The following is a 26,312-nucleotide window of genomic DNA, read 5'->3' on the forward strand; positions in this document are numbered from 1 at the left end:
TTTCCAAGCTGTAATGAGTTTTACGCTTTGTTTAATACAAGGCGTAAAAAATACGGTAAAACAATATATCAATGATTTCTCGATAGGGAAGAAAAATGAAAAAAATCACACAAATAGTTTTGTTAAGCATAGTCGCGATGGCGTCTCAAGCTTATGCTCAGGAGTTCAACGTTAATAATGATTTGCTGGGTAATGAGGCAACTTTTCAGACGGATTTAGGAAAGGTTACGTTTTCTGAAATTCCTAAAGTGGAAAACAAAGTTAAAAGCGATGCTCGCCAACAATTAAGCGATTTTGTTAAAAACATTAAATCTGCTACCGGTCAGTTTGCTCAAGCAACAACGGGCGGTAAAGCAAAACCTGCACAATCGGGTACATTTGCTTTTGAGCGTCCGGGTAAGTTCTCTTGGAAAGTGACTAAACCATTTGAGCAAAGTGTGATTTCTGACGGTAAGCTGGTTTACCAATATGACCCCGATTTAGCACAGGTTACTGAGCGATTAGTAAAGGATGCAGTAGGTGCCTCACCAGCCTCCATTCTTTTTGGTACGGGTAGTTTAGAGCAGAACTTTACGGTCAAAACCTTACCCGAAAAAGATGGTATGGTATGGTTGCGTGCGACCCCTAAGGTAGCAGATGCTGGCATGAGCCATATTGATATTGCTTTTGCTAATAATTTACCAGCAGAGTTAAGAATTTTAGATTCGTTTGGTCAGACAACCACCATTAAACTACGTAATTTTAAATCGAATGCAGCTGTTTCTGCGGCTACGTTCCATTTTACAGCACCAGCTGGTGTGGATCGTGTTCGTCTAAACTAAGTTTGACGAAATATCTGTGAGGGCGATGACGACATGCAGCAAGGTGATGATTTATTCACACAAGCTTTATTAAATGCACCATTAGCAGAGCGTCTTCGTCCTCGTTCCTTAGATGAGGTAGTTGGTCAAACGCATTTATTAGCAGAGGGCAAGCCTTTGCGAGTAGCTTTCCAATCGGGACGTCCACATTCTATGATTTTCTGGGGTCCACCTGGTGTGGGCAAGACAACCTTAGCACGCTTGATGGCTAATGGTTTTGATGCACATTTTATTGCTATCTCTGCGGTATTAGGTGGTGTTAAAGATATTCGTGATGCTGTGCAATCGGCACAAATTGCCCAATCCCAAGGACGTAAAACCATTTTATTTGTCGATGAAGTTCATCGGTTTAATAAAGCACAACAAGACGCTTTTTTACCCTATGTAGAAAGTGGGTTGTTTACCTTTATTGGAGCGACGACGGAGAATCCATCTTTTGAAGTTAATTCGGCTTTACTTTCAAGAGCACGTGTGTATGTGCTGGAGTCATTAAAGCCAGAGGAATTGAATATTTTACTGGACCGAGCGTTGACTGTCGTTAATGAAGCGCACCCAGATACACCGTTTACCTTAGATGAGGATGTACGTGAGCATTTAGCACAATGGGCTGACGGTGACGGTCGTCGTCTGGTGAATGCGATTGAAATTGTATTGGAGTCTGCGCTTGCAGTAGGGCAATATACCATTGATATGGCGTGGTTAGAGCGGTTTTTACCTCAAAACTTACGACGATTTGATAAGGGAGGCGATGCTTTTTATGATCAAATTAGTGCCTTACATAAATCTGTTCGCGGCTCGAATCCTGATGCGGCATTGTACTGGCTAACGCGGATGTTAGACGGAGGGGCAGATCCTAAGTATTTATCGCGTCGTATTGTCCGCATGGCATGGGAGGATATTGGTCTAGCAGATCCTCGAGCGATGCAAATTGCCAATGATGCGGCAGCCACTTATGAGCGATTAGGCAGTCCGGAGGGTGAGTTAGCCTTGGCACAAGCCGTTATTTATTTGGCGATTGCAGCAAAAAGTAATGCAGGCTATATGGCCTACAATCAAGCAAGAGCATTTGTGCAAAAGGATAAATCTCGTCCTGTACCAATGCATTTACGTAATGCACCGACTAAGCTGATGAAAGAGCTAGGTTATGGGAAAACCTATCGTTATGCACATGATGAACCTCATGCTTATGCTGCAGGAGAAAGCTATTTGCCGGATGGCATGGAAGATCCTCACTGGTATCAACCCGTCCCTCGAGGTTTAGAAATTAAAATTGCTGAAAAAATGGCATTTTTGCGCGAATTAGATGAAGAAGCAAATTCTTAAGGTGCAATAGGATAGCACTGCGCAAGAGTGTTACAATAGACCTTTATTTTAAGTCTTAAAATTAAGGTTCAGAATGAACGAACAGCAGTTTGCTAGCGATAATTATGCTGGCGTTTGCCCCGAAGCTTGGGAGGCTATGCAAAAAGCCAATCAAGGATCGGCTGTCGCTTATGGTGATGATGAGTGGACGGCATTAGCATCAGATGGCTTTCGTCGATTGTTTAATATTGATTGTGAAGTTTTTTTTGTTTTTAATGGTACAGCCGCTAACTCATTAGCGTTGGCTTCACTCTGTCAGTCTTATCATAGTGTGATTTGTAGTGCAGCAGCACATATCGAAACTGATGAGTGTGGAGCACCAGAGTTTTTCTCCAATGGCTCCAAACTATTAGTTGCACCAGCAGTAGATGGTAAGCTTACGCCTGAAGCCATTCGTACATTGGCGCTTAGTCGGACGGATATTCATTTCCCTAAACCTCGTGTCGTGACAATTACCCAGCCAACCGAAACAGGGTTGGTCTATTCCATTGATGAAATTAAAGCGATTTCTGCTGTTTGCAAAGAGTTTAATTTAAAATTGCATATGGACGGTGCTCGCTTTGCCCATGCTTGTGAGTTTTTAGCTTGCGAGCCTGCGGATATTAGTTGGAAAGCGGGTGTTGATGTGCTATGTTTTGGTGGTACCAAAAATGGAATGGCTGTTGGTGAGGCTGTTTTATTTTTTGATAAAGCCTTGGCAGAGGATTTTGATTATCGCTGTAAACAAGCGGGTCAGCTAGCATCGAAAATGCGCTTTTTAGCGGCTCCTTGGGTGGGGATGTTAGAGAGTGGAGCATGGTTAAAAAATGCTCAGCATGCGAATCGAGCAGCACGCTTTTTGGCAGAGCAGTTAAGCACTATAGCAGAGGTAAAATTAATGTTTCCTGTCCAAGCTAATGGTGTTTTCTTGCAAGCCGAAACATCCGTCTTAGATAACTTAAGGGCTAAAGGTTGGCGTTTTTACACCTTTATTGGTGGTGGTGCTCGGTTTATGTTTGCTTGGGATGCTGATTTGGCACGAGTGCAACAATTAGCGGATGATATTAAAGCCGCGGTATCGGAACAAGCCGTTTAGCTTCATTATCTTGAAATAGTGAATGATTAGAACTTATTAAATGAATTAAATTAATTAAAGTGTTGGATAAATAACATGTTAGATCCTGTATTATTGCGTAAAGATATTGATTTTGTCATCGCTCAATTAGCTCGTCGTGGTTTGTCTTTTGATGTAGAGCGTTTTAATAAATTGGAAGCAGCACGTAAAGAAATTCAAGTAGAAACAGAAAATCTTCAAGCCAGTCGTAATGCCTTAGCCAAAGAAATTGGTAAATTAAAATCACAGGGTCAAGATGCCTCTGCGGTCATGGCGCAAGCCGCTCAAATTCCAGAGCAACTTAAGCAATTAGAAGAAAAATTATCAGGCATTAAAAATGAATTAGATAGCTGGTTAATGACCATCCCTAATTTGCCACATGAGTCTGTCCCGTTTGGGAAAGATAGTGATGAAAATGTGGAGCAACGACGTTGGTTCCCTGAAGTAGGTTATAAAGCAGATATGGAGCCTGCTGCACTAGGATTTGAGGTACAAGACCATGTGTCATTAGGCGAAAAATTAGGTTTAGAGTTTGATACGGCGGTGAAGCTATCAGGTTCTCGTTTTTCATTTATGCGTGGTGGTGTGGCGCGTCTACATCGTGCATTGGCACAGTTTATGTTGGACACGCATACGGCAGAGCATGGATATACAGAGTGCTATACCCCTTATATTGTCAATAGTTCAACTTTATTTGGTACAGGTCAATTACCTAAGTTTAAAGACGATATGTTCTGGGTCACCAAAGGTGGGGATGATGTTGATGAAAATGGTCAAGTGATTCCTAAAGAAGAGCTTTATCTGATTTCTACCGCAGAGATTACCTTAACCAGTACGGTGAAAGACAGTATTGTGCCTGCTGCAGAATTACCTTTACGTTTAACAGCACATAGCCCTTGTTTCCGCTCAGAGGCAGGTAGCGGTGGTCGTGATACACGCGGTATGATTCGTCAGCACCAATTTGACAAGGTGGAAATGGTGCAAATTGTCAAGCCTGAAACCTCTTATGAGGCTTTGGAGCAGATGACGGCTCATGCAGAAAAAATCCTTCAATTATTGAAGTTGCCTTATCGTGTGATGCTCTTGTGCTCTGGTGATATGGGCTTTGGTTCAAGCAAAACGTATGACTTAGAAGTATGGATTCCTTCACAAAATACATGGCGAGAAATCTCTTCTGTATCTAACTGTGAAGCTTTCCAAGCCCGTCGTATGGGTGCTCGTTTTAAAAATGAACAAGGCAAAAATGAATATGTGCACACATTAAATGGGTCTGGTTTAGCCGTGGGTCGTGCTTTAGTCGCTGTGATGGAAAACTATCAACAAGCTGATGGTAGTATTGTCGTACCTGAGGTATTGCGTCCATATATGGGGGGACTTGCTTGCCTAACACCTTAAATTAGACAGGGGAGGGGGTGTAAATCCCTATTGAAACTTGTTGAAATATTTCTTAGAATATAACGTTAAGTTATTTAGACAACTGGGAAAGAAATATGACGCCGTATGTACCCCCCCCCCCCTAAAAATAAACTTCGCTATGGCGGTTTAATGATGTTTAAACCCCATATTCTTGCCCTATATCTCGGAATTTCGCCAGTCGCCTTGGCAACATTACCCGAGGGAATTACCGCAGGGATTCAAAATATCGCCTTAGGTGAGGGAAGTTTTGCGAGTGGTACTTCCTCTCAAGCGGTGGGTCAGGGGGCTGTGGCGACTGGGGGCAATATTACCCCAGAAGCCTTTGCTCAAGCGTATGCGCAGTATACAGATTTAATCGCGCAGATTAACAACTTACGCCAAGAGATAGCTGGGGTAGAGCGTCAGCAAGGAATTAAGCAACTCGAAGAGCAGGATATTCAGCAACAATTAACCCAACTAGAAACCCTTATTGCCGCAGCACAGCTCAAACTGGATAAGCAAGCAGAGATTGCCTTACAAAAACAAGGGCAAGAGACGCTACGTCAACAAATGCAGGGTGAGCTTGATACGCTACAACAGACCTTTAATAGTAATAGCTTTAATGTGCCTGGCGATAAAAAGACGGTTTATAATAATTTTATTTCCGTATTAAATGCATTGGATTGGGAAAAACTTAAGCAAGCTGGCGGACGTGATGCTCTTGTTCAAGATTTAAAAACAGGGATTGAGCGAGACTTCGGATCCAGTGTTAATTTTCCTATTGAGAAATATAATCAATTGATTGATGGTTATATTAATATACAAGGCAATATTACCTTTTTAGAAGAGCCTTTTAAGCAGCGTCTGTTTAATGATTTTAAATCAGGCAGTTTTCGCAATACCCTATTAAGCAACACAGGGCTTGGTGTTGGTCATTATTATGAGAATCCAACGTCTTATAGCTACGTGGGATTTGGTGAACATTATCTTTTACAAGAAGGAATTCGCGTCGATCGCCGAGATGAATCGGCGGACGAGTTGCTATCACGGGTAGTGGATCCTAAACAAGGCGATTTTAGTGGACGGCCAACATTTGATCTTCCTAATCCCCCTATGGGGACGCCTGAGGAAGAAGAGTGGCTTCGATTGGAAAGAGAATGGAATCAAAAAGTGTATAGACCATGGTATAACACGCATATTGCTCCTCTAGATATGGGAAATAGCTTAGCAAAATCGGCTCTGCAACGCACAGTGCGTCTATTGGCGGCAGATTCTACGAGTAAAGTGGCCAAATTACTTGCACAGTATAATAGTCGTCCCGCTAACCTAGGTAGCAGCAGTATATTATCTCTGTTGTTAGCCCCAGTATTAACGCGATCGCTCAATACCTCCGAAGCATCGATGGTGGTTGATGCTTTTTTAGTCAGAAATGGGGGTAGTTTATTTGAAAATTCTTCTTCTTCGGCTATAAGCTTAGCAGACTTACAAAGATTAGAAGTCTGGCATCAAGGACAACGGACATTATTGTCATTGGTGGACTATAACTCTGATGATTGGCTCTTTGATAAAGAAGAGCATCGCCAATTTGTAGAGGATAAGGTCAAGCCTTTTCTCACAAAAGTTGAGCAATTTACCCGTACCATGCGCCGTTTAGAGGATACTTCTCTCACGCAAGAAGAGCGTGATGCGATTGCCGCTGAGGTGATTGAGCAGCGAAAGCAATTAGCGCTTATTTATAAGGAACCACAAAATTATTTAACAGGGTTTAGACCCACGAAGTGGATTGATGAGTCTTTAAAGAATCTAATGGTGGAGTCACGAGATTTAATGCTAGCTTATCAAGATGAGGCGGTACGGACATTATTACCGTATTCTTCAACGGATAGCTTGATTTTGGCTGCGAAACTAGCGGTTGATCAGCAATTACAAGCCCTAGCAGATAAGCAAACAGCGATTACCCAAGTCGATAACCAAATTGCGGCTTTGCAAGCCGAGTGGGACAGCTATCGTCTGACGCTAGACGAACAAGAGGCAGCCACTCAAAAAGTCGAATGGGAGAGACGTCTTGCCGATAAGCAACAAGAGCTTCAAGCCTTGGCAGACCAATTAAAAACTCAGCGCGATACCTTATTAGGTTTAAATACCCAAGTGGATAACTCTCCTTTGGGTGGTCAAGGACAAAATGCCATCGCTCAAGGGACCGATGCCTTTGCTTCTGGTGCGGATAGTATGGCGATTGGCACTAAGGCGCTCGCCATCGGCGATAAGAGTATCGCTCAGGGGGCGGAGGCTGTGGCTAAAGGGGAGCATAGTATTGCCCTAGGCACACAAGCACAAGCCCTTAAGGCACGGGCGATTGCGATAGGACATCAAGCCATTGCCAATGCAGAAGGGGCAGTCGCGATGGGCGATCGTGCTGGCGTGGGTGAAAAAGGTATCAATGCCATTGCCATCGGAACCGAGAGCCTCGTCGATGCGGAGAATGCCGTCGGCATCGGTACCCGGGTAAAAGTAACAGGTAAAGACGCTGTGGCGGTGGGCGCTGCTAGCATCGTGACGGGCAATCAGGCAGTGAGTGTAGGTGCCAATAATACGGTAACCGGTAATACCGCCGTAAGTATCGGCAGTGGTAACCAAGTGCTGCATGATAAGGCAATTGCCATCGGCGCAAATATCACCGAAACTGCCGCCAATTCCGTCAATCTCGGACATGAGTCAGTCGCCGTCGTCACGCCTAATGAGCAAACAGCGGGTATGGCAAGTTATGCTTATTCTCCTTTGCTCAGTGAGGTCTATCAATTTGCCGCCAGCCAGCCAGCAGGGGTGGTGACGATTGGGGCAAAAGGCAGTGAGCGTCGTTTACAAAATGTTGCTGCTGGCTTTATTGCGCCAACCAGTACGGATGCGATTAATGGTAGCCAACTCTATAGCGTGATTAAGGCGGTCGATGAGGGGCAGATTGGTATCGTCCGTCAGGATCGTAAAACCGGTGAGATTGGTATTGCGACGCATTTATCGGGTAGTGTGGTGAACATCAGTAACAATCAAGGCATGGCGCGTCAACTCAGTGGAGTCGCTGATGGAGTGGCACCGACCGATGCCGTGAATATGCGTCAGTTTAACCGTGAGGTAGGGCGCTTAGATGGGCGAGTCGATAAGGTCGAGCGTGATGTCAAATCCATCAAAGGTTCGGTCGCCAATGCGGTTGCCATGGCAAGTATGCCAGCTGCATCTATGCCAGGTCAAAGCTTATTGAGTATCGGTACAGGACATGCAGTGAATACCGCAGCGGTTGCCGTTGGTTATAGTCATATGAGTGATTCAGGTAAAGTCTCTTATAAGCTGAATAGTAGCCTTTCTAATCGAGGTAGTTTTGCCGTTGGTGCGGGTGTCGGTTTTGCTTGGTAAAAAAGAGCACCGATGATTTGTAAGCTAGGTAGTCGTAGATTGCCTAGCTTTTTTTCTATGCTAATATAAACAGATTATATTTTTTGAGTTTTATTATGCTATTTCTATTATCACCCGCAAAAAAATTAGATTATGACACGCCATTACAGGTGCAAAAGTATACGCAGCCTTTATTTGTAAAAGAGGCGGAAAGTTTAATTAATATTTTACGTACAAAATCAGTTCAAGAGATTGCGGAGTTGATGGACTTAAGTCAAGCTTTATCGGAACTCAATGTCGCCCGTTATGCAGAATGGGAGCCGACTTTTTCGCTAGAAAATTCTCGTCAAGCCCTGTTAGCGTTTAATGGTGATGTCTATGAGGGATTGGAAGCACATACCTTAAATGCAAAGCAACTGGACTGGGCGCAAGAGCATGTGGCGATTTTGAGTGGACTGTATGGTGTATTACGCCCATTAGATTTAATGCAAGCTTATCGCTTAGAGATGGGGACTCGTCTAGAAAACCCAGCAGGTAAGACGTTATACGCTTATTGGGGCTCGACTATTGCAACTTATCTCAATGAGCGTTTAGAGGCGGACAAAGCACCGATTATCATTAACTTAGCCTCAGAAGAATACTTTAAATCGGTAGACTTAAAGACCTTAAAAGCACGTGTCGTGCAATGTGTTTTCCAAGAATATAAAAATGGGACGTATAAGGTCATTAGTTTTAATGCTAAACGTGCACGTGGTTTGATGGCAAGATTTGCGATTGAACATCAGGCAAAAACACCAGAAGATTTATTATCTTTTGATGTTGAGGGCTATCATTATGACGCTGAGGTATCAAGTAAGGATAAACTTGTGTTTCGTCGCAAACTAGATAAGTCATTAATTAAATAGTTTACACTTAAATAAGTGCATGCTTAAAAATCCTCAGAGAGGGTGTATCTGCACCTTGATAGGCTTGGTGTAGGATACAAGGAGACATTGTATGAAAGACAGCACAGGCATAAAAATTTTCTTTCTATTTGCATTTGCCTATTTTATTTCTAATTTATTTAGAGGCGTTAATGTTGCCTTTGCTCCATTTCTGATTGAAGAACTCCAACTGTCTGCAACCAGTTTAGGTTTATTAACGAGCATTTATTTTATTGCTTTTGCCTTATTCCAATTACCAGCAGGATTGGCATTAGATAAATGGGGGCCTAAGTGTACCCATGCCTTCTTATTGTGTATTTGTGCGATAGGTGGTCTGATTTATGCTTTAGCCGACAGTTTTACGGGCTTGCTAGTAGGACGTATTTTCATTGGGATTGGTATTGCCGTTGGTTTGGCGGGTAGTATTTTAATCTATACGCAAAACTTTCCTCTAGCACGATTACCTATGCTGACAGGTTTAACTGTTGCTATTGGTGGTTTAGGGGGAGTTGTTGTTGGTGCGCCGTTAACCTTTGCACTAGAGTATTTTCATTGGTCCACGATTACCATTGTTATTTCTATGGTCACCGCTGTTATTGCGGTAAGTATTTGGGTCTTATTGCCTGATACACATACTTCACACCAACTTAGTTTTAAAGCACAATGCCAAGGGACGATTAAGATTTTTAAAACACCGACCTTTTGGCGCTGGGTATCATTACCCGCGACAACAGGGGGGATGTTCTATGCAGCGCATACGCTTTGGGTACGTCATTATATGGCAGAGGTATTGCAATATAGTCCTGCGGAAATTGCTGGGTATGTCTCGTTGATTGGTATTTCGATGGTATTGGGGACAGCCTCGACGGGGCTATTGGCGCGTCGTGTAGAGGCATTAGGGATTAGTCTGCATTATTTTAGTGGGATTGGTATGCTGAGTTTTATGCTTATCCAGTTCTTACTGATTTTAGAAGTTCCTGTACCAGCAGTGATAACATGGTTTGTCTTTGGTTTTGCTGGCTCCAGTTGGACCGTTAATTTTGCCTCAGGGGCGGAGATTTTTCCTGCACATATTTTGGGGCGTGTTACCACGTCTTATAATGTGGTGTTTTTTTCGTCTATTTTCCTCACACAATTATTGATTGGTTATATTGTGGATATGTGGGATAAATTACCCAATGGACAATATCCTGCTATTGCGCATATGACGGCATGGTCATTTTTCTTAGCGATACAGACCATCACCGCCATTATTTTCTTTTGGCCTAGACCTTTAAAAGTTGACCCCCAACGGTTTGATTAGCCCTTTTTAGTCATTTTTTAATACTTGGATTTCTTGTCGAATAGTTTGTGCTGCCTTTTGCATTTGTTTAACGGGTAGCATAAAAGGTTGATTCTCTGGGGTATTGTCTAAATGGGCTGGTGGCTCAGGGATAATGGTCTCTGGTGAGGGAGGTTCTAATAGTGTCAGAATATAGTCAAATTGTTTGGATAGGTCAGGTCCGAGCGTTTTTAATGCTACTAATAAAGGTCCTAGCGAATTAATCTGGCTGGTCATCGTATTTAATGACATGATGAGACGGTTTAAGCTACCAATATTAATATGATGTGATTTTGGTTCACTCAGCATACGTGCATAGCTATCTGCAAAAGCGGCATAAGCATTATGAATGTCACGACGAGCAAGCTGTAAATCAATATAGAGTGGATTATGCGCAAAGGTGGCTGCTGAGTAGTTATCACCACCCATACCTTTCGTCAATACAGAGTCAATAAACATTAACTCTTTTTGCAGATATTGCTGACTTGCTTGGATAGTACGCTCTGCTAATTTAATAATTTGGTTTTCTTCCCACCATGGGAAAGCAAAACTACAAGCAAAAGCGATAATACTGGCAATCACCGTATCTAAAGCTCGCTCACCGATGATGGTAAAAATATCGGGGCTAATAAAATGAAAGCCAATCAGTACATAGATAGTGATAAACATGGAGCCAGAGCGGAAATGATTCACGATAAGTGCTTGCCCTAGAATCATCGCAATTAGCATGGTTACGGTGAGGAAAATGGCATTACCACTAATACTAAATAAGCCTAGCGTGAGTAAACAACCGACAACCGTCCCTTGTAGACGCATCATGGTGCGCTGACGGGTGAGTGCAAAACCGGGGCGCATGGTGAGTAAAATGGTAATCGTCACCCAATGACTATGGGTAATCAATTTACTTACTAAGGCATTATCTGGGTAAAAAATAATAATGGTATTGGTAATGGCTTGAACAATAGTAATTGCCAAGGTAACACGTAAGGCATATCTAAAGATAGCCGAACCCATGTGCATATTATCGAGAATAGGTTGTAGACGTAAGGATTGATGGGTACGAAATTGGAGTAAAGATTTATCACGGCGTAAGGCATCAAGAGGTTTTACCTCGCCTTCGCGAAGATTGTCCGCAATAATATCGACGTAGCGAGCCGCATTACGTAAGCGACGCAATACTTGTACAACGAGAGCATAGATTTCAGGCTCATCTTTTACTATCCCTTCTGCTTTAAAACGTTCTAACTCATATTCAATGGCGCGTAGTTCGGCTTTGACGCTATTGCGATAATTTACCGAGGAATTATGGGCGAGTTTGAGTGCGCAACGTTGTAATGTTCGGCTTAGTTTAATTAAGGTATCACGCATAAAGAGCATGACATCATGATTTTGGAAGCGTTGACGGAGCACTTCATAGTCGGTTTGTGTCGCCACCATGGTATCTAATAAGGCAATCATTTCAATAAAGACATTCCACAATACGATACGTTGTCGTTGGTGATCTTTGTGGTCTTCGGGAAGATTACGCAATACATTATCACGAGCGGCTTGGTGAGCATCTGTCATGGTAATCATATAGGGCAGAAGCTTACGAAAGCAGGTATCTAAGTCGTTATTGATATCATAAAAGGCTGCTCTAGCACGCATATAGTCAGCGGTGGCATAGACTGCACTCGCTAGCGTAAGGCGTTCTTCATGTAGACGAAAAAAATGACTGATGGTGATGCTAAATAAAAAGTAATACGTACTACCTGCAAGTGTAATTAAACTGTAGAAAAAGATATCGGTTCCTTGAGCGTCTAAACTTAGTGATAGTAGCATCATCAGTAGACAAGCAAAGCCAACAATACCTCCTCGTTTGCCGAACACAGAGAGCATGGAAAATAAAAATACTTGTGCTGCAATGACTACCCAGATAATCGATGGGAATGGACGTGTTAGACCCGTAATGAGCACGGCTAAGTTCCCAGCAATCAAACCAAAAAGCATTTCTTTTATGCGGAAACGTTTGGTGCCACCGGGTTGGTCAATAATCGCAATCGCGAGTGCACCTGCAGAAAAGGCAAATCCAAAGTGATACTCTTTTAGAAAACCAATTAAGATAATAATAGGAAGTAGCACACCAATCCCTTGTCGTAATGCAAAAAAGGGATGTGGACCAGAGATGATACGATTGAATTTGCCTGTCGAAATATACATAGTGCAATAATGCAGAAAATGATTTAGTGGAGATTTTATCACGCACGAAAGTGATAAATCATATGGGAAAGTCATAAAAAGAATACGTCTTACGGCACGATATTATGATAAGTTGTTGGAAAATTTTCAAAAACGCAAGTGCGAGTTTGCATTATTTTTTGCAATGCGTTAAAGTTTATATTCTTCTTATACCCCAAGAAGTTGTTGGTAAGCAGAAAAGCTAGCTACCCGCTAGCGATTGATTGCGCCTCTTTATATAGAAAAATCGTTGTTATATTGACCATAAGTTGGTATAGCGACCTCCGTTTCGAACTCATTGCGTGCTACACGCTATTTGCGCTGACTGGTTGATTCTTAAGCGTTGAGTGAGTAAGGTTTGCAGGTGGATAGTCTTTGTGAGATTTGAAACGCTGTGAGTTTTATCACTTCACCTAAGTACCCTAAAACCAAATCAATCCGGTTGGGCTAGTTATGAAAGGACATAAAAAATGGAACTTATAGGCGCTGATATTGTCGTGCGTTGCCTTGCCGAACAGGGCGTTAAACATATATTCGGATACCCAGGTGGTGCAGTATTATATATCTACGATGCCATCTATAAACAAAAAGATTTTGAACATATTCTTGTTCGCCATGAGCAGGCGGCTGTCCATGCCGCTGATGCATATTCTCGTTCTTCCAAGGAAGTTGGTGTTTGTCTTGTGACGAGTGGTCCCGGTTTGACCAATGCGGTTACTGGTATTGCGACGGCCTACATGGATTCTATTCCCATGGTGATTATTAGTGGTCAAGTACCTTCTAGAGCTATAGGTGAAGATGCTTTCCAAGAGTGTGATGCTGTTGGTATTACACGTCCTTGTGTTAAGCATAATTTCCTTGTACGAGATGTTAAAGACTTAGCTGATACGATGCGTAAGGCGTTTTATATTGCCAAAACAGGTCGTCCAGGTCCAGTATTGGTGGATATCCCTAAAGATGTATCGATGGCGATGTGTAAGTACACACCGCCTAAAGCTGAAGTAAAGATGCGCTCCTATGCGCCTACAACGAAAGGGCATAGTGGTCAGATTAAAAAAGCTGCTCAGATGTTAGCTGCAGCGCAACGCCCCATGGTGTATGTGGGTGGTGGCGCTATTCTCGCCAATGCTTCAGAAGAGCTCAAAGAATTCGTCCACCTAGTTGGTGCGCCTTGTACAACGACCTTAATGGCGTTGGGTGCGCTGAGTGCGTCTGATGAGCATTATGTCGGTATGCCAGGTATGCATGGTACGTATGAAGCGAATATGGCGATGCAACATAGTGATGTATTAATTGCTATCGGTGCTCGTTTTGATGATCGTGTTGTAGGTAATACAAAACACTTTATGTCACAACCGCGCAAAATTATTCATATTGATATTGATCCATCGTCTATTTCTAAACGTGTTCGTGCTGATGTTCCTATTGTTGGTAGTGTGAAGGAAGTATTAGAGGAGCTTAATACTGTTATTCGAGAGTTGGGCGATCCTCGCGAAAAACAAGCAAAAGCCTTAAAGGCTTGGTGGGAGCAGGTGAATACTTGGAGATCACGTCAATGCTTAGCTTATGATACGGAAGCAGATGTGATTAAACCGCAATTTGTGGTGCAGAAACTTTGGGAAGTGACGGGGGGTGATGCCTTTGTGACCTCCGATGTGGGGCAACACCAAATGTGGGCAGCGCAATACTATCGTTTTAATCAACCGCGTCGTTGGATTAACTCGGGCGGTCTAGGTACGATGGGTGTAGGTTTGCCATATGCGATGGGTGTTCAAAAAGCTAATCCTGATGCCCAAGTTGCTGTGATTACAGGTGAAGGGTCTATCCAAATGAATATTCAAGAATTGGCGACATGTAAACAATACGGTTTTACGCCAAAAATTTTATGTTTGAATAATCGTTATTTGGGTATGGTTCGCCAATGGCAAGAGCTTGACTACGAAAAACGTTATTCTGAATCTTATATGGATTCTATTCCTGATTTTGTGAAATTAGTGGAAAGCTATGGTCATATAGGCATTCAAGTTGAGCGTAAGGAAGATGTGGAACCCGCTATTCGTGATGCCTTTGGTAAATATAAAGATCGTCTGGTGTTCTTAAATATCATTACGGATCGTGAAGAAAATGTGTGGCCAATGGTAAAAGCAGGTAAGGGTCTTACTGAAATGCTTTTAGGTCCAGATGATAAATAGGAGCGCATGATGAAACATATTCTTTCTGTATTATTAGAGAATGCCCCCGGTGCTTTATCACGCGTAGTAGGTTTATTTTCTGCACGAGGCTATAACATTGAAACATTGACGGTAGCTCCGACAGAGGATCAAACCTTGTCACGGATGACGATTATGACAACAGGCTCTGATGAGATGATTGAGCAGATTACTAAGCATCTCAATCGTTTAGTGGATGTGGTCAAAGTAGTTGATTTAACAGAGGGCGAGCACGTTGAGCGTGAACTGATGATGATTAAGGTGCGCGCTGTGGGTAAAGAGCGTGAAGAACTTATGCGCTTGACAGAGATTTTCCGTGGGCATATCGTGGATGTGACGGACAAGACCTACACCATTGAATTAACAGGCGATCAAGCAAAGATTCAAGCCTTTATTAATACCCTTGAGAAAAGTTCGATTTTAGAAACCGTTCGTACAGGTGTATCAGGCATTGGTCGCGCAGAGCGTATTTTAAAAGTTTAAGTATGATGAATAGCTTATCTAGTGGTAATGGATAGGTGTTTCATACAAAATTTGTAGTAATAGATTCCTTTTTGAATCAAAAATTTTTTCAAATTTAGCCGTTTTATAGTTTTTTATTTTGAGGTATTTTCAATGAAAGTTTTTTACGATAAAGATAGCGATTTAAGTTTAATTAAAGGTAAGCAAGTTGCGATTATTGGTTATGGTTCACAGGGTCATGCACATGCACTTAACTTACATGATTCTGGTGTAAAAGTGACAGTAGGTCTACGTAAAGGTGGTGCTTCGTGGAATAAAGCCGTCAATGCCGGTTTACAAGTTGCTGAAGTGGCTGATGCTGTGAAAAATGCTGATGTGGTGATGATTCTTTTACCAGACGAGAATATCGCTGAAGTGTACAAAAACCACGTTGGTCCAAATATGAAAGCAGGTGCTGCATTAGCGTTTGCTCACGGCTTTAACGTACATTATGGTCAAGTGGTACCTCGTGAAGATGTTGACGTAATCATGGTGGCGCCAAAAGCACCGGGTCACACAGTACGTGGTACGTATACACAAGGTGGTGGTGTGCCAGCATTAATCGCTGTTCACCAAGACAAATCAGGTGCTGCGCGTGATATCGCTTTATCTTATGCAAGTGCGATTGGTAGTGGTCGTGCGGGTATTATCGAAACGAACTTCCGTGAAGAAACAGAAACTGACTTATTCGGTGAGCAAGCCGTTCTTTGCGGTGGTGCCGTTGAGTTAATCAAATGTGGTTTTGAGACATTAGTTGAAGCGGGTTATGCTCCAGAAATGGCTTACTTTGAGTGCTTACACGAGTTAAAACTTATCGTAGACTTAATTTACGAAGGTGGTATCGCTAACATGAATTACTCAATCTCTAATAATGCGGAGTATGGTGAGTATGTCACAGGTCCTCGTGTGGTAACGGCACAGACTAAAGAAGCGATGCGCCAATGCTTGAAAGATATTCAAACAGGTGAATATGCGAAGAGCTTTATCCTAGAAAATGCAGCGGGTGCACCGACATTGACGTCTCGTCGTCGTATCAATGCAGAGCATGAGATTGAGCAAGTGGGTGCTAAGTTACGTGCGATGATGCCTTGGATTGCGAAAAACAAATTAGTGGACCAAAGCAAAAACTAATTTTAATCGCTTTTATTAAGAGATTAAGAGCAAGCCTGCATGTGCGTGAGGTAATCCTGAAAAGGAGGCTCGTTAATAAACCCCTGTTCAAATTGAGCAGGGGTTTTGCTTTAAACGTATATATGTTGATTTAATATTTTGCACAAAAACAGTGCATAAAATAGGCTAAAATTTTATTATCTGTAGGATAAACAACAGAAAGTTGATTTAAGTTTGAACTAGGCGTAGGCTTACGTTCGAGGACGTTAATAAAGTGAAATATTAGGGAGTAGAGATGATCAAAAAACTATGTTTAGCTATCGCATTATCATTCGGTGCTTTAACGAGTGTCGCCGCACAAGAAGAAACCTTAAAAATTGGTGTGGAAGCGATGTATCCACCTTTTGAAAGTAAAGATGAGAGTGGTAAGCTGGTTGGCTTTGATATTGAATTGGCCGATGCGGTATGCGCTAAATTAAAAGCAAAGTGCGAATGGGTAGAGTCAAGTTTTGATGGTCTGATTCCTGCGTTAAATGCCCGTAAATTTGATTTTATTAATTCCAATATGCACATCACAGAGCAACGCTTAAAGGTGATTAATTTTACAACGCCGATTTATGACGTGCCTTCTCAGTTAATCGTGGCAAAGGATATTGACCTAAATGATTTAAGTGCCGAAAGTCTCAAAGCGAAAAATATCGCTGTGGGCGTATTACAAGGCTCTTCTCAAGAGCGTTATGCTAAAAAACATTGGCAAGCTAATGGTGTCAAAGTGGTTTCTTACCCAAACCAAGATCAGGTATATGCTGATTTAGAAAATAAACGTATTCAGGGTGCATTCCAGAACTCAGCTTCTAGCTTATTTGAAAAAAATGCTGGGGCTAATTTTAAACATATCGCGCAGTTTGCCGAAGACAAAGAAGTGTTGGGCGTAGGTATTGGCTTTGGTGTGCGCAAAAAGGATACTGAGCTCAAAGAGCGTTTAGATAAGGCGATTGATGAGTTGAAAAAAGAGGGTTTTATTAAAGAGCTTTCAATGAAGTATTTCCAAGCCGATTGGACAGCGAAGTAGTTAATCGTATCGCGTTGATAAAGAGCGTTAGTCCAGTCGTATTTACGGCAAAATTTTATTAAACAAAAGGAAGTAAGTATGAAAAAATTATGCATGGCATTGACCTTAGCTTTAGGGGCGTTCACTGGCTTGAGTGCTACTGCACAAGCAGAAACCTTAAAAATCGGTGTAGAGGCGATGTACCCTCCATTTGAAAGTAAAGATGCAAGTGGTAAATTAGTTGGCTTTGATATTGAGCTAGGCGAGGCAGTATGCGCCAAAATGAATGTTAAATGTGAATGGGTTGAATCAAGTTTTGATGGTTTGATTCCAGCCTTAAATGCGCGTAAGTTTGACTTTATTAATTCGGCGATGAATATCACAGAGCCACGTCAGCGCGTGATTAATTTTACTGTGCCTATTTATGATGTACCTTCTCAATTAATTGCACATAAAGATGCCCAAATTGGTTTGACAGCGGATAGCCTAAAAGACGTGACGGTTGGTGTTTTACAAGGTTCGGCACAAGAGAGCTTTGCGAAAAAACATTGGCAAGCGAAGGGCGTAAAAGTGGTGTCTTATCAAAACCAAGATCAGGTGTATGCGGACTTAGCGAGTAACCGTATTCAGGCAGCTTTACAAAAAACACCGAGCGCTCGTGCGACATTTTTAGATAAGCCAGAAGGTAAAGACTTTAAATTAGTCGATGGTTTTGCCGATGATCCTAGCGTATTAGGTGTGGGTACAGGTTTTGGTGTGCGTAAAGACGATAAAGCCTTAAAAGAGCGTCTAGATACAGCGATTGAAGCATTGAAGAAAGAGGGATTTATCTCTGAGCTTTCTAAGAAATATTTCAATGCAGACTGGGTAGCGAAATCTCACTAATATGATTAATATCACTTCGAAGTTGCCTAGTGTGGGCACGACTATTTTCACCGTCATGGCGGATTTGTTAGCGCAATATCCGGATGTCGTCGGTTTATCACAAGGGGCGCCTAATTTTATGTTGGCACCTGAAATGATTGATGATGTTCATCGAGCGATGCAAGCAGGACATAATCAATATGCACCGATGATTGGCTTGGAAAGTTTGCGTCAGCGTATGGTCGATAAAATTGAAAAACTTTATGGACACCGCTATGACCTCGAAAATGAAATCACCATTATGCCAAGTGCCAGCGAGGCAATTTATGCCAGTATTGCTGGACTGGTGCATAGTGGTGACGAAGTGATTTATTTTGAGCCTGGGTTTGATAGCTATGCACCCATTGTACGATTACAAGGTGCCAAACCTGTTGCCGTTGAATTGCTTGCCCCTGATTTTGCGATTGATTGGGAGAGAGTGAAACAGTTAATCAATGAGAAGACAAGGATGATTATCCTTAATTCTCCGCATAATCCTACGGGTCGTATCTTAACGGAAGACGATATTACCGCTTTAAAAGAGCTGACCAAAGACACGGATATGATTATTCTCTCGGACGAAGTGTATGAACATATGGTCTTTGATGGGGAGATTCATCGCTCTATGTCGCGCTATCCCGAGTTAGCAGAGCGTTCGATTGTGATTACGTCTTTTGGTAAAACCTATCAAGTGACTGGGTGGCGAGTGGGGTGTTGTGTGGCACCGGCTAATTTAATGGAGCAGGTGAGATTAGTTCATCAGTTCTTGATGTTTAGTGCAAACACACCGATTCAGTATGCCTTAGCCGAGGTATTGCTCAAGCCAGAATACTATTTAACGTTAAACCGCATTTTTGAGACTAAACGTAATATTCTTCGCGAGGGGTTAGCGGCTTCTCGTTTTGACGTATTACCTTGCCGAGGTGGCTTTTTCCAATTAGTGCGATTTAATCATTTTAATAGCGGTAGCGATATGGAAATGGTGAAGCATCTAATAGCTGATATCGGAGTGGGGGGTATTCCTACCGGAGCTTTTTATGCTGAGCCAAAAGATACGGGTTTAATTCGTTTTACCTTTGCCAGAGATGATGAGACGCTGCGTAAAGCGGCGGAACGTTTAAAACGTGTGTGATAGCAAGGAGACCGAGGGTCTCCTTTTTTGATGAAGGGGTTAGTAGCCTTTTTGATTTAGTCTACGATAGTTGTCGCAGCCATCTTGATTGCCATTGTCGCAGGCTTTTTATACCAGTTTAAACTAAACTGAGTAGAGTTATAAAGAGTGAAAAAGAGTTTAAATAATTCAATCTGTAAATTTAGAAAGAGTATCTTATCGTTATTTATTTAACGTATACTTAGGTGAGATGCGTCCATATAAGTGTAGAGTTAGTTTGAGTAAAGGTAAATTAGAGCGTGGTTACTATATTCGTAGACATACTAGTACTGTGAGAGCAAAAGGCTATGACGAGCAAGAATTATTAGGGTTAGCAAATAAAATTCCTTTCGATGATCGGTATAATCAAGTTGCAACCTTGGAAGATTTGGAAGCTCACTTAATCAGAGAGTTTCTTGTTGAGGTCAAAAGTGGATTAGCTGATGATGCACAGAATTTATCTGTGCAGACATTGGGTAAGCGAATGAATATTGTAGGAGGATTGGAAGAGGCGCTCTTTCCGAAGAATGTAGGATTATTGTTTTTTAATAGTAATCCTGAATATTTTTTTCCTGCTACTCAAATTGATGTAGTGTATTTCCCTGATGGTACGGGTGGTGATATTATTGAAGAAAAAATTTTTAAAGGTCCACTAGGTAGAATTACACAAGCAGCATTAACGTATATTGAAAATCGCTATCTTCGGGAGGTTGTGATTAAACATCCTAATCAAGCACGAGCTGAACGTTTTTTCAATTTTCCATTAGCAGCGATTGAAGAGGCTGTAGTTAATGCTGTATATCATCGTTCTTACGAAACTCGTGAACCTATTGAAATTCGTATTACTTCAGAAGAATTAGCCGTTCTTAGTTTCCCTGGTCCGGAAAGATCTATTAAGATGGATGATTTACAATCAGGTAAGGCAGTTAGTCGTCGTTATCGCAATCGTCGTATTGGTGAGTTTTTAAAAGAGTTGGACTTAACAGAGGGGAGATCAACAGGTATACCTAAGATTCTACGCGCGATGTATGAAAATGGATCACCAGTACCGATTTTTGAAACAGATGATGAACGTACTTTTTTCTTGACTAGGTTACCAATTCATACTGGTTTTATTTCGGAGTATCGCACGCAAGTTACCCCCCAAGTTACCCCCCAAGTTACCCCCCAAGTTACCCCTCAAGTTACCCCCCAAGTAAGAGAGGTAATGTTGTTACTCAAAAGATTAAATAACCCGTTGAGTAAATTAGAAATGATGACTCAACTGCAATTAAAAGATAGTAAATATTTTAGACAGTTTTACCTATCACCTGCTATGGAGCAAGGGGTAATTGAGATGACTATCTCTGATAAACCACGTAGTCGAAATCAAAAGTATCGCTTAACGAATCAGGCTCTTGCTTTATTGCAGATGGAAGAGTTCGAGGACCATATTCAATAAATTTTGATAATTTGGTAGTTAGAGGAGGCATAATATGTCTCCTTTTTTATACCATTAAATACACCAACCAATACCGTACAAATTTTGCCACGGTGACTAATATCAGAAACTTCCAAAATTTCTCTTTAAGTACGCCGCTGACGAGGGTGATTGGATCACCGATAATCGGTAACCAACTAAAGAGTAGCAGAAGGGAACCGTGATTGGCATACATCGCTTGTGCTTTACTTAGGTTTTTCTCTGAGACAGGGAACCATTTTCTATCTTTGTAGCGTTCTAAGCGTGTGCCTAGCCACCAGTTCACGCAGGAGCCTAAGGCATTGCCTATGGTAGCGACAATGAGCAACGCTGTAGGTGAGCGCTCGCCAGTCATTATCAATCCAGCTAGCAAGGCTTCGGATTGAAAAGGAAAGAGGGTTGCTGCACCAAAAGCACTAATAAATAATAAGAAGTATGAAAACATCAAGGGTGATAAACAACGATTGAAAGAAAATGATACCTTTATTTGGGATTGTCTAGTGCGAAATTCAAGAAAAATAGTAAAATGTAGGATTACTCATCATATAGGGACGAGCTCATGACTGCTCAAAAACCACATCGTGGATTTTATTTATTGCCCAATGCGTTTACGACGGGTAATTTATTTGCCGGTGTATTTGCGATTATGTTGGCGATGAATGGTCGCTTTGAGATGGCAGCGACAGCGATTTTTGTAGCGATGCTATTGGACGGTATGGATGGTCGTGTAGCTCGCTTGACCAATACACAGTCTGCTTTTGGTGAGCAATATGACTCTATGGCGGATATGGTGTCATTTGGAGTGGCACCAGCGTTAGTGATGTATTCTTATGCCTTAGATAGCTTAGGTCGTGTTGGTTTAATCGCGACATTTATTTATGTGGCAGGTGCGGCATTACGTCTTGCGCGTTTTAATACGAATATCGCCATTGTAGATAGTCGTTTTTTCCAAGGTTTACCGAGTCCGTCTGCGGCTGCTTTATTAGCGGGATTTGTCTGGTTGAGCGCTGAGAATCGTATTCCGACAACGGATTTTATGCAGTGGATTGCTTTTGTGCTAACCGTCTATGCGGGTTTGACGATGATTTCTACTGCACCTTTCTTTAGTGGCAAGTCTATGCTTAAGCGTAAAGAGGGCGATGTTGGTAAGAAACCACCGGTTTGGTTGTTGCTGACTTTGGTGCTTACTTTTGCAATTATTGCGCTTGATCCGGCAATTATGCTCTTTTTGTTATTTGTGGTGTATGCTCTTTCTGGGTGGGTGGTTTTCTTTATTCGTTGGAAAAGAGCAAGAGCGCTCGCCGATATTCGCCATAAAGAAGATTAAATCTGCTGCGTTTTTATTAAAATAACCTCCATGTCTATTGGAGGTATTTTTTATCTGACTTAAGCTACCTATAGAACAGAGTCGTTTTAGTCAAAGAAAAAAGGTAACTCAACCTCATAACGCGGATCAGGGCCAGAGTGGTAATGTGTCACTTGCTCACCATGTCTACCAAAGTATACATACATGACATTGTTCCAATAGTTGGCTTGTTTATAACGATAAGTCCAAACGACTTCATTTTTTTCACCAAGACCTGTGCGTCCTGTTTCAGCAGGAGGGCCAAATTCACAGACAACGGCTTGTTGTGTCCATATTCCCTCATTTAATCGGCGAAAATGACTTTCGGTGAGTAAAGCGCTTACTTTATCTGCAATACCTTCTTTAGAAATGGTTGTTCCATAAGCGTATTGTCCGCTTGGTTGTGTTGACCAAATCAAACGACGACTTCCATCAGGTAATTGGCATTGATGTGTCGGGCATCCCATTTTAGAGAGAACAAGTTGTTCTGGACTATTGGCTGGAATATCACGATAAGTGCTACAAGCACTTAAAAGAACGGCTAATAACGGAACTGCATAGCGAGCGAGTGTTTTGTTGTGAATACGCGAAGGTTTCATGATATTTTTGTATGAAAAGGGTTGGAGTCTGTCTTTTTAGTCAAAACTCATATATAATGCTAGCTTAAGTCAAAACTTTAGAAGTAGTGGCTTACTCTAGCTAGTTTACTGCTAAATAGTAGAAATGAGTAGAGAAATTGTTGGGTTTTTAACCTATTTTTAACATCACGTCAGCAACTATTCACCGCTGACGCTAGTAAAAGGAATAAATTATGTCAGTAGCAGACATCAAGAAAGCGGATATCGTAAGTCAATTTGCTCGTACACCGGGTGACACTGGTTCTCCAGAAGTTCAAGTGGCTTTATTAACTGCTCATATTAACGAGCTAACAGAACACTTCAAAACACACAAGAAAGATCACCACTCTCGTCGTGGTTTATTGCGTATGGTTAGCCGTCGTCGTAAGTTATTAGACTATTTAAAAGGTCGTAACCCAGAAGCTTACACAGCTCTAATTGCTAAATTAGGTTTACGTAAGTAATCATTGTACCCTTGTGGTAATATTAGGGTTCAAGACCGTGCACAGCGCTTAGGTTCTGTGTGCGGTTTTTTATTGTTAAATTTGCCTAAATACATAGCATCATGGTGTATTTTGTAGTGGATAAAGGCAAAATCTTAAAAGGAAGAACATCAATGTTCAATAAAGTTAGTAAATCGTTCCAGTATGGTGCTCACACAGTTGTTTTAGAGACAGGTGAGATTGCTCGTCAAGCTTCAGGTGCTGTGGTGGCATCTATGGGTGATACTGTGGTATTAGCCACAGTGGTGGCCGCAAAACAAGCCAAAGCAGGACAGGATTTTTTCCCACTAACCGTGGATTATGTTGAAAAAACGTATGCAGCAGGTCGTATTCCTGGTGGTTTTTTCAAACGCGAAGGTAAACCAAGCGAAAAAGAGACATTAACGTCTCGTTTAATTGACCGTCCATTGCGTCCATTATTCCCAGAAGGTTTTTATAACGAAGTACAAGTGATTGTGCATGTATTGTCTGTTGATCCAGAAATCGATCCAGATATCGTGTCAATGATTGGTACGTCAGCGGCGTTAGCGATTTCAGGTGTGCCATTTAATGGTCCAATCGGTGCTGCGCGTGTAGGCTATATCAATGGTCAGTATGTGTTAAACCCAACAGTTAGCCAAGTGGCTGAGTCTGCGATGGACTTAGTGGTAGCGGGTACTGAGACAGCAGTATTAATGGTTGAATCTGAAGCGAATCAACTGAGCGAAGACGTGATGCTAGGCGGCGTGGTATATGGTCACGAGCAAATGCAAGCCGCTATTAATGCGATTCATGCATTAGTGGCAGAAGCGGGTAAACCGGAGTGGGATTGGCAAGCTGAACCTAAGAATGAATCTTTAATCGCTGCGGTAAAAGCCGTTGCAGAAGAAGGTTTAAAAGCGGCTTATCAAATTCGTCAAAAACAAGAGCGTTCTAGCAAATTAAAAGAAGTTGCTGCTCAAGCGAAAGAGGCATTAGCGACACAAGCGGCAGAGCGTGGTGAAGAGGCTCCTGATGAAGTCGCTGTCGATAATATTATCTTTGAACTAGAATCAGCGATTGTTCGCGGTCAAATTCTAAATGGTGAGCCACGTATTGATGGTCGTGATACACGTACAGTACGTCCTATCTCTATCCGTTTAGGCGTATTACCTCGCACGCATGGTAGCGTGTTATTCACACGCGGTGAGACACAGGCTTTAGTAGTAGCGACATTAGGTACGAAATCTGATGAACAAATCATTGATTCTGTACTCGGTGAAACACGTGATCGCTTTATGCTTCACTACAATATGCCTCCATTTGCGACTGGTGAGTGTGGTCGTTTTGGAACGCCAAAACGCCGCGAAATTGGTCATGGTCGTTTAGCTAAGCGTTCGCTTGTACCGACATTACCTAAACATGATGATTTCCAATACACCATCCGTTTGGTTTCTGAAATTACAGAATCTAACGGTTCTTCATCAATGGCGTCAGTATGTGGTGGTTCGTTAGCGATGATGGACGCAGGTGTGCCAGTGAGTGATCACGTTGCTGGTGTAGCGATGGGTCTTATCAAAGAAGGTAATAAGTTTGCGGTACTCACCGATATTCTTGGTGATGAGGATCATCTAGGTGATATGGACTTTAAAGTAGCGGGTACTGAAAACGGTATTACAGCACTTCAAATGGATATCAAAATCCAAGGTATTACTAAGGAAATCATGCAAGTGGCATTAGCGCAAGCACGTGAAGGTCGCTTACATATTTTAGGCAAAATGAAAGCCGCTATCAGTGGTTCGCGTGAAGAGTTATCCAACTTTGCACCACGTATGCTAACAATGAAAATCAACCCTGAGAAAATCCGTGATGTAATCGGTAAGGGTGGTGCAACAATCCGTGCCTTAACAGAGGAAACAGGTTGCCAAATCGATATTACGGATGAGGGTGTTGTAACGATTTCTTCGGCTGATTTAGAAAAAGCGAAAGAGGCAGAGCGCCGTATCGCTGAATTAACGGCTGTTGTAGAAGTTGGTCAGGTATACGAAGGTACAGTACAACGTCTATTAGACTTTGGTGGTATCGTACAAATTCTACCGGGTCGTGACGGTTTACTCCATATCTCTGAGATTGCGAATTACCGTATTAATGACATCAATGATGTATTATCAGTAGGTCAAAAAGTGAAGGTAAAAGTCATCGAAGCGGATGATCGTGGTCGTGTACGTCTCTCTGCGAAAGCCTTAGGTGGCTTAGAGGGTCTAGAAGGTTCAGTACCTCAAGACGCTCAAGAGCAAGCGCCTGTGACTCAGGAGCAAACGCCTACGGCTGAATAACAAACGTTATTCGCAAACTAAAAAAGCCAGTTCTGATGAACTGTCCCCTAAACCTGGACAGTTTAGTTAAGAAAAGAAAGGACTGCCATCTGTATTGAACAGGAGGCAGTCCTTTTAATTTGTGCCAGTTCAATACCAATGTTAAAGGTATCCCTGTTGTTCAAGACTTTAGATTTAACCCTAAGAAAAAGGTAAATTTAGCATCACCAGGTGATATAGTGAGAACACCTACATCCCACCCAGATGATTTTACTAAGCAAAAAGGAAATCGGGGTTTTAAAAATAAGTATACAGGGGAAATTTGGGAAAAAAGTGGGTCTAAACACTCGGATAAAGAAGGAGAATGGAAAGTAGGGCTAAATGGGGAACCACCAAGTAACAAAAGGAAAATTACGATAGGAATCAATGATGGAAAAATCATTAAAATTGATAGAAAATAGTCGTAGCGTATCATTAGCTAGAATTAAGTTTGACGGTTTTTCTAGTAGCAATAGATGGATTGGGTACGCAGAACCCTATGAAAAGGGTCTTACTTCTATAGAAATTTCGTGTGCTATGTTTGAGAAGTTTTTTGGTGATTTTAAAAATGACTTCTGGATTATCAGTGCATT

Annotated in this window: 22 protein-coding genes; 19 read left to right on the forward strand and 3 right to left on the reverse strand. The window is 42.0% G+C overall.

Annotated elements, in window-relative coordinates; translation table 11 throughout:
- Nucleotides 1-95: 95 nt before the first annotated feature.
- The 7 genes from lolA (at nt 96) to HKX39_RS03205 (ending at nt 10,323) form a co-directional block, all read left to right on the forward strand.
- Nucleotides 96-821 (forward strand): outer membrane lipoprotein periplasmic chaperone LolA, encoded by a 726-nt coding sequence (gene lolA, locus HKX39_RS03175; protein WP_171679846.1) that lies wholly within the window; start codon nt 96-98, stop codon nt 819-821.
- 33 nt (nt 822-854) lie between these two features.
- On the forward strand, nt 855-2,183 hold the full coding sequence (locus HKX39_RS03180; protein WP_171679847.1) for a replication-associated recombination protein A: 1,329 nt from the start codon (nt 855-857) through the stop codon (nt 2,181-2,183).
- Nucleotides 2,184-2,256: 73 nt separating this feature from the next.
- On the forward strand, nt 2,257-3,297 hold the full coding sequence (locus HKX39_RS03185) for a threonine aldolase family protein (RefSeq protein WP_171679848.1): 1,041 nt from the start codon (nt 2,257-2,259) through the stop codon (nt 3,295-3,297).
- Nucleotides 3,298-3,372: 75 nt separating this feature from the next.
- Nucleotides 3,373-4,710: a serine--tRNA ligase gene (gene serS, locus HKX39_RS03190; RefSeq protein WP_171679849.1), complete on the forward strand. Its 1,338-nt coding sequence runs from the start codon at nt 3,373-3,375 to the stop codon at nt 4,708-4,710.
- Between the two features lie 150 nt (nt 4,711-4,860).
- Nucleotides 4,861-8,118, forward strand: a complete 3,258-nt coding sequence (locus tag HKX39_RS03195; protein ID WP_171679850.1) for a YadA-like family protein — start codon at nt 4,861-4,863, stop codon at nt 8,116-8,118.
- Nucleotides 8,119-8,213: 95 nt separating this feature from the next.
- Nucleotides 8,214-9,002, forward strand: a complete 789-nt coding sequence (yaaA, locus tag HKX39_RS03200; RefSeq protein WP_171679851.1) for a peroxide stress protein YaaA — start codon at nt 8,214-8,216, stop codon at nt 9,000-9,002.
- 91 nt (nt 9,003-9,093) lie between these two features.
- The gene (locus tag HKX39_RS03205) at nt 9,094-10,323 is read left to right on the forward strand and encodes an MFS transporter (RefSeq protein WP_171679852.1); all 1,230 of its coding nucleotides are present in this window, start codon (nt 9,094-9,096) and stop codon (nt 10,321-10,323) included.
- Between the two features lie 6 nt (nt 10,324-10,329).
- Here the strand turns inward: HKX39_RS03205 and HKX39_RS03210 are convergent, their stop codons facing one another.
- Nucleotides 10,330-12,540, reverse strand: coding sequence for an FUSC family protein (locus HKX39_RS03210; protein ID WP_171679853.1), 2,211 nt, complete (start codon nt 12,538-12,540; stop codon nt 10,330-10,332).
- A 488-nt stretch (nt 12,541-13,028) separates the two neighbouring features.
- On the opposite strand from HKX39_RS03210, the gene ilvB reads away from it, so the two are divergent.
- The 7 genes from ilvB (at nt 13,029) to HKX39_RS03245 (ending at nt 20,924) form a co-directional block, all read left to right on the forward strand.
- Complete coding sequence (gene ilvB, locus HKX39_RS03215; protein WP_171679854.1) at nt 13,029-14,750, forward strand: biosynthetic-type acetolactate synthase large subunit; 1,722 nt, start codon at nt 13,029-13,031, stop codon at nt 14,748-14,750.
- 9 nt (nt 14,751-14,759) lie between these two features.
- Nucleotides 14,760-15,251 carry an acetolactate synthase small subunit gene (gene ilvN, locus HKX39_RS03220; RefSeq protein WP_171679905.1) on the forward strand — a complete coding sequence of 164 codons (492 nt, stop codon included), beginning with the start codon at nt 14,760-14,762 and terminating at the stop codon, nt 15,249-15,251.
- 132 nt (nt 15,252-15,383) lie between these two features.
- On the forward strand, nt 15,384-16,400 hold the full coding sequence (gene ilvC, locus HKX39_RS03225) for a ketol-acid reductoisomerase (protein ID WP_171679855.1): 1,017 nt from the start codon (nt 15,384-15,386) through the stop codon (nt 16,398-16,400).
- Between the two features lie 274 nt (nt 16,401-16,674).
- Entirely contained in the window at nt 16,675-17,451 is a 777-nt protein-coding gene (locus HKX39_RS03230) for a transporter substrate-binding domain-containing protein (protein ID WP_171679856.1), read from the forward strand.
- Nucleotides 17,452-17,529: 78 nt separating this feature from the next.
- On the forward strand, nt 17,530-18,315 hold the full coding sequence (locus HKX39_RS03235) for a transporter substrate-binding domain-containing protein (protein ID WP_171679857.1): 786 nt from the start codon (nt 17,530-17,532) through the stop codon (nt 18,313-18,315).
- A gap of 1 nt (nt 18,316) precedes the next feature.
- Nucleotides 18,317-19,465, forward strand: a complete 1,149-nt coding sequence (locus HKX39_RS03240; RefSeq protein WP_171679858.1) for a methionine aminotransferase — start codon at nt 18,317-18,319, stop codon at nt 19,463-19,465.
- Nucleotides 19,466-19,721: 256 nt separating this feature from the next.
- Nucleotides 19,722-20,924 carry a Fic family protein gene (locus tag HKX39_RS03245; protein ID WP_216605022.1) on the forward strand — a complete coding sequence of 401 codons (1,203 nt, stop codon included), beginning with the start codon at nt 19,722-19,724 and terminating at the stop codon, nt 20,922-20,924.
- A gap of 46 nt (nt 20,925-20,970) precedes the next feature.
- On the opposite strand, the gene HKX39_RS03250 is transcribed toward HKX39_RS03245, so the two are convergent.
- Nucleotides 20,971-21,387 carry a YqaA family protein gene (locus HKX39_RS03250; RefSeq protein ID WP_171679906.1) on the reverse strand — a complete coding sequence of 139 codons (417 nt, stop codon included), beginning with the start codon at nt 21,385-21,387 and terminating at the stop codon, nt 20,971-20,973.
- A 114-nt stretch (nt 21,388-21,501) separates the two neighbouring features.
- Here HKX39_RS03250 and pssA point away from each other — a divergent pair, with 114 nt between their 5' ends.
- On the forward strand, nt 21,502-22,269 hold the full coding sequence (gene pssA, locus HKX39_RS03255; RefSeq protein ID WP_171679860.1) for a CDP-diacylglycerol--serine O-phosphatidyltransferase: 768 nt from the start codon (nt 21,502-21,504) through the stop codon (nt 22,267-22,269).
- Between the two features lie 86 nt (nt 22,270-22,355).
- Here the strand turns inward: pssA and HKX39_RS03260 are convergent, their stop codons facing one another.
- Nucleotides 22,356-22,886 carry a hypothetical protein gene (locus HKX39_RS03260; RefSeq protein ID WP_171679861.1) on the reverse strand — a complete coding sequence of 177 codons (531 nt, stop codon included), beginning with the start codon at nt 22,884-22,886 and terminating at the stop codon, nt 22,356-22,358.
- Nucleotides 22,887-23,098: 212 nt separating this feature from the next.
- On the opposite strand from HKX39_RS03260, the gene rpsO reads away from it, so the two are divergent.
- The 4 genes from rpsO to HKX39_RS10605 form a co-directional block, all read left to right on the forward strand.
- Nucleotides 23,099-23,368, forward strand: a complete 270-nt coding sequence (rpsO, locus tag HKX39_RS03265) for a 30S ribosomal protein S15 (protein ID WP_171679862.1) — start codon at nt 23,099-23,101, stop codon at nt 23,366-23,368.
- A gap of 152 nt (nt 23,369-23,520) precedes the next feature.
- A complete protein-coding gene (gene pnp / locus HKX39_RS03270; protein ID WP_171679863.1) occupies nt 23,521-25,701 on the forward strand; it encodes a polyribonucleotide nucleotidyltransferase in 2,181 nt (726 codons plus the stop codon).
- 119 nt (nt 25,702-25,820) lie between these two features.
- Nucleotides 25,821-26,141: a hypothetical protein gene (locus HKX39_RS03275; RefSeq protein ID WP_171679864.1), complete on the forward strand. Its 321-nt coding sequence runs from the start codon at nt 25,821-25,823 to the stop codon at nt 26,139-26,141.
- Nucleotides 26,110-26,312, forward strand: a 203-nt coding sequence (locus HKX39_RS10605) for a hypothetical protein (RefSeq protein WP_216605023.1), incomplete at its 3' end; no start/stop codon positions are given. The genes HKX39_RS03275 and HKX39_RS10605, both read left to right, overlap by 32 nt.

It is taken from the genome of Pelistega suis, assembly GCF_013133795.1.
GTDB lineage: Bacteria > Pseudomonadota > Gammaproteobacteria > Burkholderiales > Burkholderiaceae_B > Taylorella > Taylorella suis.